The sequence below is a fragment of the Lysinibacillus sp. 2017 genome (assembly GCF_003073375.1).
In the GTDB taxonomy this organism is placed as follows: domain Bacteria; phylum Bacillota; class Bacilli; order Bacillales_A; family Planococcaceae; genus Solibacillus.
This window is the reverse complement of the sequence record NZ_CP029002.1, coordinates 1,949,061-1,962,134: the sequence shown is the minus strand read 5'-3', so window position 1 is coordinate 1,962,134 and position 13,074 is coordinate 1,949,061. Positions and strand designations below refer to the sequence as shown.

Genomic DNA, 13,074 nt, shown 5'->3' with positions numbered 1-13,074 from the left:
CACTTAGGCATTTTTTTTACACAATTTTGGGTAAAGTGCAGGAAGGAGGCGAATAAAATGGAAGCTACGGAGTATTTTAAAGAACATGAACAAGATATTATTCAAGATATTAAACGGCTAGTTTTAGCTGATTCTCCTTCACAAAAAAAGGAATTATTAGATATATGTAAAGAAGTGCTTCAATCCATGTTTTTTGACTATTTTCATGTGAAGGCGAATGAATATGCAATGGAGCATAATGGCAATCATTTACGATTCGAAATCGGAGAAGGAACCGAGCAAATTCTTATGATTGGGCATTATGATACGGTTTGGGATGAAGGGGCACTACCATTTAGAATCGAAGAAGATAAAATTTTTGGACCGGGGATATTAGATATGAAATCCGGTTTAGTCAGTGCGATTTGGTTTTTTAAATATGTACAAAAATTTAATATTCCATTGAAACGACGTGTCGTGTTTTTCCTTAATAGTGATGAAGAAATCGGGAGTCCTACTTCACGTGCATTAATCGAAGAAGAAGCTAAAAAGTCCTGTGCTGCCTTTATTTTAGAACCTGCTGTCACCATATCCGGTGAATTGAAAATTGCTCGGAAAGGGACTTCACGCTATTTGTTGAATATCAAGGGACTTGCATCACATGCTGGGAATAATCCTCGTGACGGTGTGAGTGCCATTACAGAAGCAGCGCGTCAAATATTAAATATTGAAGCGTTAAATGATTTTGAGAAAGGAACCACACTTAATGTCGGTATGGTGCAAGGCGGAGGAAAACTAAATGTTATTCCAGATGAAGCCCATATTGGCATCGATGTACGCTCAGTAACAAAAGAAGAACAAGAACGCATTGATACTTATTTTGAACAATTGCAACCGAATGATCGTCGAACTGAAATCGATATTGATGGAGGCATTAACCGTCCACCAATGGAACGAGATGAAGCAAGTGAAGAACTTTTTGAAATCGCACAAGAAGAAGCAGAAGAAATTGGCTTCGAAGTGGATGAAGCAGTTGTGGGTGGGGCAAGTGATGGGAATTTTACAGCACTTTATACGCCAACACTTGATGGACTCGGACTAGTTGGGGATGGTATTCATGCAGAACATGAGCATATATTACGAGCGCATTTAGTTGAACGATTTGCTTTATTAACGAATACCCTTTTAGAAGTTGCCAATGAATAATTGGAATTTGTCGATTGCATATGGTGAAATTTGGTATGATATGAACAGTAAATAGCAGTTTGAAGGAGAGATGTTCATGGCAATTTTCACACTAGTTGATTGGATAAAACAATCTACATCAACGGTAGTTTTAACGGGCGCGGGTATGTCGACTGAATCTGGTATTCCCGACTTTCGATCGCAATCGGGTTTGTGGCAAACGATTGATCCACGAACAGTTGCCTCGGTTGAAAGCTTAGAAAATGATTATGAGGTGTTCCGAAATTTTTATAAAATGCGACTTGAAGCGTTATTGAATTGCTTTCCACATCAAGGACATGTAATTTTAGCAGACTGGGAAAGAAGAGGGCTTGTTTCACTGGTTGCAACACAAAATGTAGATCAGTTTCATCAAGTAGCAGGTAGCGAGGAAGTAGCAGAATTACATGGGAATATCGTGACATTTCGCTGTAATGATTGTAATAAACCGCATACAAAAGAGCAATTTATGAATGACTCGGTTTGTGTTTATTGTCTAGGCAAGCTTCGTCCAAATGTGGTGTTATTCGGTGAAGCTTTACCACAAGAAGCATGGAATCAAGCACTCAACGAAATACAAAATGCAGATTTAGTAATCGTGATCGGAACAAGTTTGGAAGTGTATCCTGTCAATCAATTACCAAAGATGGCACGAGGAAAATTAGTGTATATAAATTTAGATATCACAGGAAATAATCGGCAGTTTGATCTTGTAATTGAAGGTACTGCTGGCGATGTATTAGCCGAAATTAACGAGGCATTGGTTGAAAATGAAGGAAACTAAAAAACACCACGTTCAATAATACGACTGAACGTGGTGTTTCTATTTTAAAAAGATAAATTATGAATGTGCACTAATTACAAAACTATTTAACGATAAAATTCCAGTTGTTTGATCATTCATTAAATGCGCAAAGCTTTGGACTAATGTGTGAATAGGTGTTGGGGTTTGTTTGAACTGTTCTAATACATAATTGGCAAAATCGATTTCCCAGCCACCATCTTGTAAATAGGTCGCATCAACAGTTTGTTCGTGCGCCATTGTAAAACCTGCATCGATTAACAAGTGTTTTATTTGTGTTTTATGAAATAAATTTTGAATATTGCCGTCGTCTTCATAAAACGCAGCATATAAAGCTAAAATATTTGCTGCACAAAAATGAGCACGTTGCGGAATAAGGGTGTAGTCTAAATCCCATTCAGCAAAACAAATACGTTTTGCCAATGTTTTTATTTTTTTGAAATAGTGTAAAAGCATATCAGGGTTTTTAAAATACCAAGAACAATGCGATAGTACAACCACATCATAGGACTCGGATAATTCAAGGTTTAAAAAGTCTGTTTCAAATTGGAAAGTAATACGTTCACCTAGTGCTGATTGTTTTATCGTATCGGTAGCTTCGCCGAGTGTCACAGGCTCACCATAATTACGCGGTGCAATATCAATTGCTAGTATGTGACCGTGTTCACCAACTGCATCAGCAAGGGCAACAGTGGTATCTCCTTGGCCACAGCCAATTTCTAAGACTTTCATACCTTTTTCGATTTCAAACGCTTTAACCAGCTGTAATCGATGCTTTAATTGCGTTCGCTGAATCGTATCATCCCCGACAATTTTCATGCATTGTAATAAGTTATCCATTTTTTTCGCTCCAATGTTGTTTGAATTGTTCAACGTATTTGAGCGACTCTTTCGATTAATTCACGCTCAAATAACCTTTTGTTTTTGTTGTGAAATTTAAAACTACCATCAATTCATCGACTCCTTCACTTTTCTATATACTATTAAAACATTATTCGAAATAATAGCGCAATAATTAAAGGTAAATCTTGCAGAATTATTGTGCGATTCATTATGAATTTTTAGAATAAAATAATATTTTTTTGATAAAATTTAAAAATAAATGGGAATTTATATTGACACCGTTTTCATTTTCTTGTAAAGTACCTAATGGCGAATGATTTAAATAAAAAAATAAAAAATGTTCGTGTTTAGGAGTGTTTGAAAATGATGGATACAGTTTTTGATTATGAGGATATTCAATTAGTACCTGCGAAGTGTATTGTAAAAAGTCGTACAGAATGTGATGCAACGGTTACTTTAGGTGGTCATACATTTAAATTGCCAGTTGTTCCAGCCAATATGCAAACAATTATTGATGAAAATGTTGCTGAAAAATTAGCAGCAGGCGGTTACTTCTACATTATGCACCGCTTTAATCCAGAAACACGTGTGCAATTTATTCGTGATATGCAAGCGAAGGGTTATATTGCATCGATTTCAGTTGGGGTAAAAGATGAAGAATATACATTCATTGAACAATTAAAGGATGAACAGCTAACACCAGAGTTTATTACAATCGATATTGCTCATGGACATTCAAATCAAGTTATTGACATGATCGGTCATATTAAAAAACATTTACCAAACAGCTTTGTCATTGCAGGTAATGTAGGGACTCCAGAAGCTGTGCGCGAATTAGAAAATGCTGGCGCGGATGCAACGAAAGTCGGCATTGGTCCTGGTAAAGTATGTATTACCAAAATTAAAACGGGCTTTGGTACAGGTGGCTGGCAGTTAGCGGCACTTCGTTGGTGTGCAAAAGCTGCATCTAAACCGATTATTGCAGATGGTGGAATTCGCACAAACGGGGATATCGCGAAGTCTGTACGTTTCGGTGCAACAATGGTTATGATTGGCTCATTATTTGCAGGTCATGATGAATCACCTGGTAAAACAGTTGATGTAGACGGCAAAAAAATGAAGGAATACTTCGGTTCAGCATCTGAGTTCCAAAAAGGCGAACGTAAAAATGTTGAAGGTAAGAAAATGTACGTAGATTACAAAGGTTCATTAATGGACACATTAACTGAAATGGAACAAGATTTACAGTCTTCGATTTCTTATGCAGGTGGTAAAACATTAGCATCAATTCGTACTGTTGATTATGTCGTTGTAAAAAATTCAATTTTCAATGGCGACCGTATTTAACCTTAACAGTAAGTGTTCAACCACACCGAATTAGGATAATTGTTTTTAAATTATAAATTTTCAGAAAACTATTGACTTCTGTACTTGAACTCGATAAACTTGCATTCAAGAGAACATTAAAGCTTTGAATGGAAGTAGTAGATTGCTTGTATATCTAAAGAGAGCCAGTGGTTGGTGTAAACTGGTGGATACATCGATTGAACTCGTCCAGGAGCGTATGACCCGAAATTTTAGTAGGGAAGTCGGATGCCTTTCGTTAACAGGCAAGACAGAATTTCTGTCGTAAAGTGGAACGAGTGCAGCAATGCCCGTTCAAATTAGAGTGGTACCGCGAGTTCAACCTCGTCTCTATCGAATGTAATATTCGATGAGGCGGGGTTTTTATTTTTGTAAATTTTATTGACTAAAAATTCAAAATTAATAAGAAAAGGAGTTTTGTAAAATGAGTAGAAAAATTTGGGTGTTTGATACAACGTTACGTGATGGGGAACAGGTGCCAGGAGCAAAATTAAATTTATATGAAAAAGTAGAGATTGCTCAACAACTAAAAAAATTGGGCGTCGATATTATTGAAGCAGGTTTTCCAGCATCTTCACAAGGTGATTTTGATGCAGTGCAGGCTGTGGCACAAAAGGTAGGGAATACATCAGATATCATGATTACCGCTTTAGCACGTGCGGTCAAAAATGACATTGATTCGGTATACAATGCAGTGAAGCATGCACAAAATCCGATGATTCATATGGTTCTAGGTACGTCGGATATTCATGTTGAAAAGAAATTCAGTAAATCAAAAGATCAAATACTGCAAATTGGTGTGGATGCAGTGAAGTATGCAAAATCATTGCTGCCACAAGTGCAATATTCAACAGAAGACGCTTCTCGTTCTGATTTTGAATATCTTTGGAAAACAATCGAAGCCGTCATGAAAGCTGGCGCAACAATGATTAATGTACCAGATACGGTCGGTTATGCTGAGCCAGAGCAATGGGGCGAAATGATTGCGAAATTAAATTATCGCATGAAAAATCTAGATGACTCTGTACTACTTTCTGTGCACTGTCATAATGATTTAGGAATGGCGACTGCGAATACATTAGCAGCGATTAAAAACGGTGCTGATAAAGTGGAATGTACGATTAATGGGATTGGTGAGCGTGCAGGGAATGCCGCATTAGAAGAAGTTGTGATGGCTATAAAAACACGTGGTGATGTATATGATGTATTTACAGATATTAATACGAAAGAAATTATGAACACATCACGCCTTGTATCAAGCTTCATGGGCCTTGATGTTCAAGTGAATAAAGCAATCACTGGTGATAATGCATTTGCACACTCATCAGGCATTCACCAAGACGGGTTATTAAAATCACGTGATGCCTATGAAATTGTGCATCCTGAAGATGTCGGCTTAAATGATATGGAACTTGTCTTAACAGCACGTTCAGGTCGACATGCAGTAAAAAATGCATTATCGAAACTTGGATTTAAAGATTTTGCAGAAGAAGAGTTTGAAGGTATTTTCGAAGGGTTCTTAAAGCTAGCAGATTCGAAAAAAGAAGTATACAATCATGACTTATATGTTATTGTTGAAAGCTATTACGAAAAAACGGAGAAAAATAATCCGAATAAACAAACGTATTCAGATCAGTTTTATGATATTGAAGATTTACAAGTTGTTTCAAATACGGCATTCCCATCAGCAAGTGTGAAAATTCGCAAAGGCGAAGAAACGTTCAAATCGAGTGCTGTTGGATCGGGTCCAATTGATGCGTTGTACTCAGCAATTGCGGATATTACAAAAATTAATGTGAAGCTAATTGAGTATAATATTAGTTCGGTGTCTCGTGGTCAAGAAGCACTTGGTAAAGTAAAAATTATCGTCGAACATGAAGGTGAAAAATACATCGCCAAAGCAGCCGATACTGATATTTTAAAAGCTTCAGCATTAGCTTATATTAATGCAATTAATAGTATTATTGTTGCACAATTCAATCCACAAACTATAGGAGAGATTGCGACGGTATAAATTGAATCTTAGTATTAAAAATCCGCAGAACGAGAACATTCTGCGGATTTTTATTTTATTTAAGTAATTGCTCTGCTAGTAATCGGTAACTAGTCAGGCGCTGTTCAATCGAAAATAAATTACAATTGATCATCGCCTCATCAAAGCCGTAATAAGCTTGCTCTTCTAAAATCTGAGTGGCTACTTCTTCAGCTGAGCCGATAAGCATTAACGGACGATTTTGTTCTAAAATCATTTTGTCCATTTCAGTTAATGAGTAATCATTGGCTTCTTCTGGTGATAGAACATTGATCAATTTACCGCGCATTAAATTGAGTCGTGAAATTTGCATCGGCATTGATAAATATTCCGCTTCTTCTGACGTTTCTGCAACACTTATAGCATACGTCGTAATAATTTCAGGGTTCGCCATATAGTAAGAAGGTTTGAATGAAGTTCGATAAGCATCGAAAATGGCCTTTGACATTTGTCCGTTGAAAAACTGAGCAAAAGAATAGCCAACACCTGCTGCACCAGCTTGTCTTGCGCTTTGGCCGCTTGAACCAAGTAACCAAGCTTGTGGAAGTTGCACTTTGAACGGTGTAGCGACAACATTATCATAAATTGTTTCACCAGTCTGTTGTTCATTCATTAATCGTAAGATAATTTCAAGCTTGTCATATTGCTCTGTCATTTCTGGTCGGCGTCCACTAGCAAGCGCGGTCATCGCAGCACCGTCACCACCAGGAGCTCGACCTGCACCAAAGTCAATACGACCTGGTGCTAAAGCAGCGAGTGTTTTAAACACTTCTGCAATTTTTAGTGGTGAATAGTGCATCATCATGACACCACCCGTACCAAGACGGATACGATTCGTTTTCGCAGCCAAATAGGCAGCTGTTATTTCTGGTGCAGAACTTGCGAGTGTTGATGAATTGTGATGCTCTGCTAACCACATACGTTCGTAGCCTAATTCATCACCAAGCTGTGCAAGTTTCACACTATTTGCTAAAGCTTCAGTTGAAGTCATTCCTTTAGAAATAGGTACCTGATCTAAAATACTTAATTTCATAATGTTCACCCCATTTTACATTTCTATTTTAACATAGCGAAAAAGAGGAGAAATGTAAAATTATTGACCTACGATAAATGTTTTTAATAATGCCAAGCGTTCACGTAAATGTGATTTAGCCTTTACCACAGTAGGTGTTGGGGCAGCGATAATGTCTGCCTGTAGATTTAACTTATTCGCCAAAAAGGTAGCACGACGTAAATGGAAGTCGTTTGAAATAATGGTGATGGCCGTTATGTCGTTAGGAAGTAACTCTTTTGAAAAAAGTAAATTTTCATAGGTAGATGTCGACTTATCCTCAATTAAAATGCGACCAGGGTCAATTCCTTTTTCAACTAATACATCGTGCATAACAGAAGCTTCCGTTCGATCTTCATCCTCACCTTGACCACCTGAAACGATGACTTTCACATGTGGATGCTCTTGTAAATACGCCGCAGCAACGTCCAATCGATTCGCTAATGATAACGAAGGAATACCACCAGGTTTTACTTTGGCTCCTAACACGATGGCATAATCATTCGTCCCGTCCGCTGTATTTTTTGTTCCTTGTTTAATTTCGTAGCCAAGCCAAAAGAATAAAGTAAGTACAATAACAAGGATTCCAATTAAACCTATCCACCAATTTTTCATATGTATCACCTCTTATTAACTACTACGAATAGAAAGTAGGGAAAGTTTCTAAAAAAGGCATCTTACGTTTAAATAAGATGCCCTACATTTATGCTATTTGTTCTTTTGAACGTTCCTTAACTCGCTGCTCTTTTAATTGGAATACTAAATAATTGATATAACGGAAGAATACATAACAAACAATTAGCGCTGAAAAAATCAGTTCGAATGTTGCTAAAGCGGGTAACCATGAATAGCTCATTTGATGACTTTCTAAAAATGGAACGAGAGCATGTGTAGCTGTCGCGGTAATAACTAATGGGAACGTAAAAGCCGCGTAGCTTGGATAAAAGGGGAGCTTTAACGCACTCGGTAATTTTGTTAACACCAGTATAAATAAACATTGAGCGATAATAAACAAAGTGATGGCAATCGCAACACTACCATCGAATTGTTTTAAATAGGCAGCTAAACTCAATGATGCAGGAGCTGTTAAAATCGTCAGCATTGGAATGGTTGGCTCAGGTAAGTCTTTGCGAATAAAGCCGCGCGTAATGATAATAGGAACCAAAATGAGAAAGGCAACTATCGCAAAAATTACGATGAACTTTGTCAACATGCTCGACAGGTCGCCAGCTGTTAAAGGCATAACGGCAGTACCAACAAATAGAATGAGCCAACTTGGAAAAATAGTCGAAATCGTAACATGTTTTTTCCAAATAAATGTTTTAACAAAATAAACAATAATGACGACTTGTCCAATTGCAGCTACAAGCCATAACGAATGAATAAACCAACTAGCCACGTTGTAGGCATGTAAACCACTACTCAGAGACATCGTACCCATCGTAAAAGTAGGAGATACAGATGCAATTATAGGATTTTGCATTTCTTGTTTGAAAGATGTAAAAGCAAATATAATTTTGCCAATCAATAAAATAAATAAAAGGATCCCAATGAAAAATGCAATATTTCCTAAAAGGCTATAGTCAATCAAATTTAGTAAATTGCCTAGTGAAATGAAAGCGAGCATAAGACCACTCATTGGAATCGGAATAACTTTAAATAACTTGTGCATATATGTTCCTCCGAATATAGTAACGCTTTTTTAGAATGAAAAACGCAAATTAATTTGTCATTTCGCGTATTATAATTACTCATCTATCTTACTGCGTTACCTTTAATCCGACAACTGCAATGATTATAAACGAAATAAACAAAATTCTTTTCCAATCTTTTGATTCGTTATAAACAAACATACCAATTAATGTTCCGCCAACTGTACCGATACCTGTCCAGACCGCATAGGAGACACCCATCGGCAATGTTTTCATTGCGAAAGCTAATAGAGTAAAACTAAAAATAAAGGAACCAAATAAAAAGGAAAAGTTAGCAATCGATTTTTTTTGTGCAACTTTATTCATGCCAATTACGCCGCCGACTTCAAAAAGACCCGCAAAAATTAAATAGACCCAAGCCATTATGCATCCCTCGTTTCTTTAGGCTCATTTGTAAGGAGTTTCAGTCCAATAACACCTAAAAGTAATAGGGCGATAAAGCCGATTTTTGAAAGGCTGAATGGTTCGTTAAATAATACTGTTTCAACAATGACGGTGCCTGCAGTACCAATACCTGTGAAAACCGCATAAACCGTAGAAACGGGTAACTTCTCTGTTGCAATGATTAAAATATAAAAGGAGAGGACAATAAGTGCAACTACACCTGCCCACATCCAAATAGACGTTGCGTATTTTAAACCCATTGCCCAAATAATTTCAATAAGGCCTGCTAATAAAACAAGAATCCAATATTTTGTCAAAATTCTTCACCTCAATTTGTTATTCCTCGATAGAATACGTGCCAACAGGCTTGTAAACGTTTTTCAAATCTCGCTTCGCCACCATATAACATTTCGACATATAGACTATCAAGTATTGCTAAAAAGCTATTTGCCGCTATTTCAGGAGAAACTGTAATTGGCTGTGCTTCGAAATAACGAATAAATAATACTTCTAATGAATCTAAATAAAAATACGTTTGTTCTAATAAAGGATTTTCTAAATGTTTTGGTGTTAAAAATGTTGAAGTAATAAAAAATTTCGTACTCGCTTTTTCAGAAAATCGTTGCTGTATGACCGTTAATAATGGAAATAAACCAGAATTTAATGACTCATTCATCCTAGCTTCAATGGATTGTTTCATAAAATCGAGCTCAGTTTGCATCGCATTTTTGGCAATTGTTAAATAAATTTCGTCCTTACTTTTAAAATACGTATAAATCGATTGCTTTTTAATGCCAACTTGTTCGGCAATTTGTGCTAATGACCCACCATTATAGCCATGCTCGCCAAAATTAAATAAAGCCGCTTCCATAATTTGATTTTTTGTCATATCATTCACCTTCCTACCGTTCGTCAGTTAGAATTTATCATATTGTCATTGCGAATACAAGAAAGATACTTTACAGTGAAGCTATCTTAAAACGAGGTGAGTGTATGGAACGATGTTCATGGGTAAAATTAGATGAACCAATATATGTGAAATATCATGATGAAGAATGGGGCGTACCGATTTCAGATGATCAACAATTATTTGAAATGATCTGTTTAGAAGGGGCTCAAGCAGGACTAAGTTGGTTAACGATCCTAAAACGTCGTGAAGGATATCGCGCTGCCTTTGATAATTTTGACGCTAAAAAAATTGTCCTTTATGATGATGCAAAATTAGCCGCACTAAAGGAAGATGAACGCATTATTCGTAATCGACTAAAAATTGCAAGTGTCAAAACGAATGCAGAAAGCTATTTAAAAATCCAACAACAGCATGGTTCATTCTCAAATTATATTTGGTCATTTGTTGATGGAAAACCCCTTATAAATCATTGGGAAACCATTAAAGATATGCCTATCACAACTGAATTAAGTGACCATATGAGCAAGCAATTAAAAAAAGACGGCTTTAAATTTGTAGGGAGCACGATTTGCTATTCCTTTATGCAAGCGGTAGGAATGGTGAATGATCATACGCTCAATTGCCATTGTCGTCAAAAGTAATTGCGATTCATAAAGCATAAATGACTGGCAGGAACATCTTATTGGTTTTGAACATGTTGTAGAAGTAATTAAAAGAGCGGTTCACTTCATTATAATTGAAGTGAACCGCTTATTTTTATTGTTAAGGAAATTATAAATTTGTGAAGAGTTTCTTTATTTGACTAGCATGGCAGGACAGTTGACACGTTTCATCACTTTATGGGAAACGCTACCTAATACCATCTCTTGCAAACCATTTAATCCACGACTGCCGATAATGACTAAATCAACATTCTGTGTATTCGCAAATTTAATAATTTCAGGACCAGGTGTCCCGTGTGTCATCTGAACGTTAAAATTCAAATTTTCCGATTCAAAAAGTTGTTCAATGGGCACTAACTTTTGGCGTCGCTCCATATATAAGCTATCTATGGATTGCGCATGAAGTACTTCGGTTTTTACTTTTTCTACATCAATGACAAATAAAATAGTGACCTTTGTTTTATCGCCACATTTCGCGATTTTTAATGCTTCTTTTGCCGCACGAATTGAATTTTCTGAGCCATCTGCAGCAAGTAAAATATGTGGATACATGCCAATTCCCCCTAATCAATCATTGTATTGCCCGTTAATTTTCTCATTAACTGCTTACCAGATTCATCTATTCCTTTATAGGTAATTGTAATACCTTTCGCCTTTAAAAGATCCTTAACCTTTAATAAAGAACCAACAGCTGAATCGTCCCATACTTTTGCATTTTCAAAGTTAATAATAATGGAAGTCTCATTAATTGTTTGTGATTTAAAGTAGTTCACAAAGCTTTCCGTTGAAGCGAAGAATAGCTGGCCAGTAACGTTAAATGTAGCGCCGTTTTGAGTTACTTTAACCCGTGAAATTTCATTAACGAAAAATAGCGCACTAACGACAATTCCTGCGACAACACCGATTGCTAAGTTATGTGTATAGAGAACGACGACTATTGTTAATAGCATGACAAACACATCTTTTTTCGGTGCAGTAACAGCGTATTTAAATGAATGCCAATCAAATTGAGTGATACATACAACAATCATAACACCTGCTAAAACCGGCATAGGTATTTGTACAACAAAATCGCCTAACACTAAAATTAAAAACATTAAAAACGCACCAGCAACAAATGTTGATAAGCGACCGCGACCACCTGATTTGACATTAATAACGGATTGCCCAATCATAGCACAGCCAGCCATACCACCAAAGAAACCATTAATCACATTGGCAATTCCTTGTCCACGCGCTTCTTTATTTTTATCACTATCACTAGTCGTCATATCATCTAAAATCGATGCAGTAAGTAGCGATTCTACAAGACCAACGACAGCAAGTGCTAACGAATAGGGTAAAATAATCATCAGTGTTTCAAATGTCCAAGGAATATCAGGAATCAAAAATGAAGGTAACGACTGACTGATAGTGCCCATATCGCCAACGGTTTTTAAATTAATACCAGAATATACAGCTACAATCGATAAAATGACAACTGCAATAAGTGGCGCGGGTATCCCTTTAATAACATAAGGAATGGCATAGATTAATACAATCGTCAGCAGTAAAAATAACCAAGTCATTAAACTTCCCCCAATGAAATGTGGGGTTTGTGCGATAAATACTAAAATGGCTAAAGAATTTACAAAACCAATCATGACAGCATTTGGAATGAACTTCATTAATCGAGCGATTTTAAACACGCCAAATAGAATTTGAATAAGACCCGTTAAAACCGTTGCTGCCAATAAATATTGCAACCCGTGGTCTTTTACAAGTGTAACGATAACGATGGCCATCGCACCTGTTGCGGCGGAAATCATGGCAGGTCGTCCACCAACAAAACTGATCGTCACGGCAATGACAAAGGACGCATATAAGCCGACCATTGGATCTACTCCTGCTAAAATAGAAAAAGCAATTGCTTCAGGGATAAGTGCGAGTGCAACAACAAGTCCTGCTAATACATCTGCACGTACATTTCCGAACCATTGCTCACGTAAACTATACATACAAAAACTCCTTCTTTTAATCTTTTTCTATCATATCATGACAACTATATTGAGCAAGACGTTATTCATTTAATTGTAATAATCATCGCACAAATTCTAGTTAACTATATGTA

14 protein-coding genes and 1 other annotated feature are annotated in these 13,074 nt (G+C 36.7%); of the genes, 5 read left to right on the top strand and 9 right to left on the bottom strand.

The window, feature by feature from the left end; genetic code table 11:
- Positions 1-57: 57 nt before the first annotated feature.
- Both DCE79_RS09360 and DCE79_RS09355 read left to right on the top strand, forming a co-directional pair.
- Positions 58-1,185 (top strand): M20 family metallopeptidase, encoded by a 1,128-nt coding sequence (locus DCE79_RS09360; RefSeq protein ID WP_108712796.1) that lies wholly within the window; start codon positions 58-60, stop codon positions 1,183-1,185.
- Positions 1,186-1,261: 76 nt separating this feature from the next.
- Entirely contained in the window at positions 1,262-1,987 is a 726-nt protein-coding gene (locus DCE79_RS09355; protein WP_108712795.1) for an SIR2 family NAD-dependent protein deacylase, read from the top strand.
- 57 nt (positions 1,988-2,044) lie between these two features.
- Here the strand turns inward: DCE79_RS09355 and DCE79_RS09350 are convergent, their stop codons facing one another.
- Positions 2,045-2,845 (bottom strand): SAM-dependent methyltransferase, encoded by an 801-nt coding sequence (locus tag DCE79_RS09350; RefSeq protein WP_108712794.1) that lies wholly within the window; start codon positions 2,843-2,845, stop codon positions 2,045-2,047.
- Between the two features lie 369 nt (positions 2,846-3,214).
- On the opposite strand from DCE79_RS09350, the gene guaC reads away from it, so the two are divergent.
- Positions 3,215-4,195 carry a GMP reductase gene (gene guaC / locus DCE79_RS09345; protein ID WP_108714472.1) on the top strand — a complete coding sequence of 327 codons (981 nt, stop codon included), beginning with the start codon at positions 3,215-3,217 and terminating at the stop codon, positions 4,193-4,195.
- 115 nt (positions 4,196-4,310) lie between these two features.
- Positions 4,311-4,548: a binding site (T-box leader), on the top strand.
- An 89-nt stretch (positions 4,549-4,637) separates the two neighbouring features.
- The gene (locus DCE79_RS09340) at positions 4,638-6,227 is read left to right on the top strand and encodes a 2-isopropylmalate synthase (RefSeq protein WP_108712793.1); all 1,590 of its coding nucleotides are present in this window, start codon (positions 4,638-4,640) and stop codon (positions 6,225-6,227) included.
- Positions 6,228-6,282: 55 nt separating this feature from the next.
- Here DCE79_RS09340 and DCE79_RS09335 read toward each other — a convergent pair whose 3' ends face one another.
- The 6 genes from DCE79_RS09335 to DCE79_RS09310 form a co-directional block, all read right to left on the bottom strand.
- Positions 6,283-7,278 carry an LLM class flavin-dependent oxidoreductase gene (locus DCE79_RS09335; RefSeq protein ID WP_108712792.1) on the bottom strand — a complete coding sequence of 332 codons (996 nt, stop codon included), beginning with the start codon at positions 7,276-7,278 and terminating at the stop codon, positions 6,283-6,285.
- A 60-nt stretch (positions 7,279-7,338) separates the two neighbouring features.
- Entirely contained in the window at positions 7,339-7,911 is a 573-nt protein-coding gene (locus DCE79_RS09330) for a YdcF family protein (protein WP_108712791.1), read from the bottom strand.
- An 88-nt stretch (positions 7,912-7,999) separates the two neighbouring features.
- On the bottom strand, positions 8,000-8,968 hold the full coding sequence (locus DCE79_RS09325; RefSeq protein WP_108712790.1) for a TDT family transporter: 969 nt from the start codon (positions 8,966-8,968) through the stop codon (positions 8,000-8,002).
- A gap of 88 nt (positions 8,969-9,056) precedes the next feature.
- On the bottom strand, positions 9,057-9,371 hold the full coding sequence (locus DCE79_RS09320; protein ID WP_108712789.1) for a DMT family transporter: 315 nt from the start codon (positions 9,369-9,371) through the stop codon (positions 9,057-9,059).
- Positions 9,371-9,709 (bottom strand): DMT family transporter, encoded by a 339-nt coding sequence (locus tag DCE79_RS09315; RefSeq protein WP_108712788.1) that lies wholly within the window; start codon positions 9,707-9,709, stop codon positions 9,371-9,373. The genes DCE79_RS09320 and DCE79_RS09315 overlap by 1 nt, the downstream gene beginning before the upstream one ends.
- Positions 9,710-9,720: 11 nt before the next feature.
- On the bottom strand, positions 9,721-10,281 hold the full coding sequence (locus DCE79_RS09310; protein WP_108712787.1) for a TetR/AcrR family transcriptional regulator: 561 nt from the start codon (positions 10,279-10,281) through the stop codon (positions 9,721-9,723).
- 104 nt (positions 10,282-10,385) lie between these two features.
- Here DCE79_RS09310 and DCE79_RS09305 point away from each other — a divergent pair, with 104 nt between their 5' ends.
- On the top strand, positions 10,386-10,943 hold the full coding sequence (locus DCE79_RS09305; protein ID WP_108712786.1) for a DNA-3-methyladenine glycosylase I: 558 nt from the start codon (positions 10,386-10,388) through the stop codon (positions 10,941-10,943).
- A gap of 153 nt (positions 10,944-11,096) precedes the next feature.
- On the opposite strand, the gene DCE79_RS09300 is transcribed toward DCE79_RS09305, so the two are convergent.
- Together DCE79_RS09300 and DCE79_RS09295 are read right to left on the bottom strand one after the other, a co-directional pair.
- The gene (locus tag DCE79_RS09300) at positions 11,097-11,516 is read right to left on the bottom strand and encodes a universal stress protein (RefSeq protein WP_108712785.1); all 420 of its coding nucleotides are present in this window, start codon (positions 11,514-11,516) and stop codon (positions 11,097-11,099) included.
- 11 nt (positions 11,517-11,527) lie between these two features.
- Positions 11,528-12,961: a SulP family inorganic anion transporter gene (locus DCE79_RS09295; RefSeq protein WP_108712784.1), complete on the bottom strand. Its 1,434-nt coding sequence runs from the start codon at positions 12,959-12,961 to the stop codon at positions 11,528-11,530.
- Positions 12,962-13,074: the final 113 nt, after the last annotated feature.

Bases quoted from the DNA above. Each gene is read 5' to 3' on its own strand.
- DCE79_RS09360 (WP_108712796.1), top strand. From the start codon at position 58: ATGGAAGCTACGGAGTATTTTAAAGAACATGAACAAGATATTATTCAA.
- DCE79_RS09355 (WP_108712795.1), top strand. From the start codon at position 1,262: ATGGCAATTTTCACACTAGTTGATTGGATAAAACAATCTACATCAACG.
- DCE79_RS09350 (WP_108712794.1), bottom strand. From the start codon at position 2,845: ATGGATAACTTATTACAATGCATGAAAATTGTCGGGGATGATACGATT.
- guaC (WP_108714472.1), top strand. From the start codon at position 3,215: ATGGATACAGTTTTTGATTATGAGGATATTCAATTAGTACCTGCGAAG.
- DCE79_RS09340 (WP_108712793.1), top strand. From the start codon at position 4,638: ATGAGTAGAAAAATTTGGGTGTTTGATACAACGTTACGTGATGGGGAA.
- DCE79_RS09335 (WP_108712792.1), bottom strand. From the start codon at position 7,278: ATGAAATTAAGTATTTTAGATCAGGTACCTATTTCTAAAGGAATGACT.
- DCE79_RS09330 (WP_108712791.1), bottom strand. From the start codon at position 7,911: ATGAAAAATTGGTGGATAGGTTTAATTGGAATCCTTGTTATTGTACTT.
- DCE79_RS09325 (WP_108712790.1), bottom strand. From the start codon at position 8,968: ATGCACAAGTTATTTAAAGTTATTCCGATTCCAATGAGTGGTCTTATG.
- DCE79_RS09320 (WP_108712789.1), bottom strand. From the start codon at position 9,371: ATGGCTTGGGTCTATTTAATTTTTGCGGGTCTTTTTGAAGTCGGCGGC.
- DCE79_RS09310 (WP_108712787.1), bottom strand. From the start codon at position 10,281: ATGACAAAAAATCAAATTATGGAAGCGGCTTTATTTAATTTTGGCGAG.
- DCE79_RS09305 (WP_108712786.1), top strand. From the start codon at position 10,386: ATGGAACGATGTTCATGGGTAAAATTAGATGAACCAATATATGTGAAA.
- DCE79_RS09300 (WP_108712785.1), bottom strand. From the start codon at position 11,516: ATGTATCCACATATTTTACTTGCTGCAGATGGCTCAGAAAATTCAATT.
- DCE79_RS09295 (WP_108712784.1), bottom strand. From the start codon at position 12,961: ATGTATAGTTTACGTGAGCAATGGTTCGGAAATGTACGTGCAGATGTA.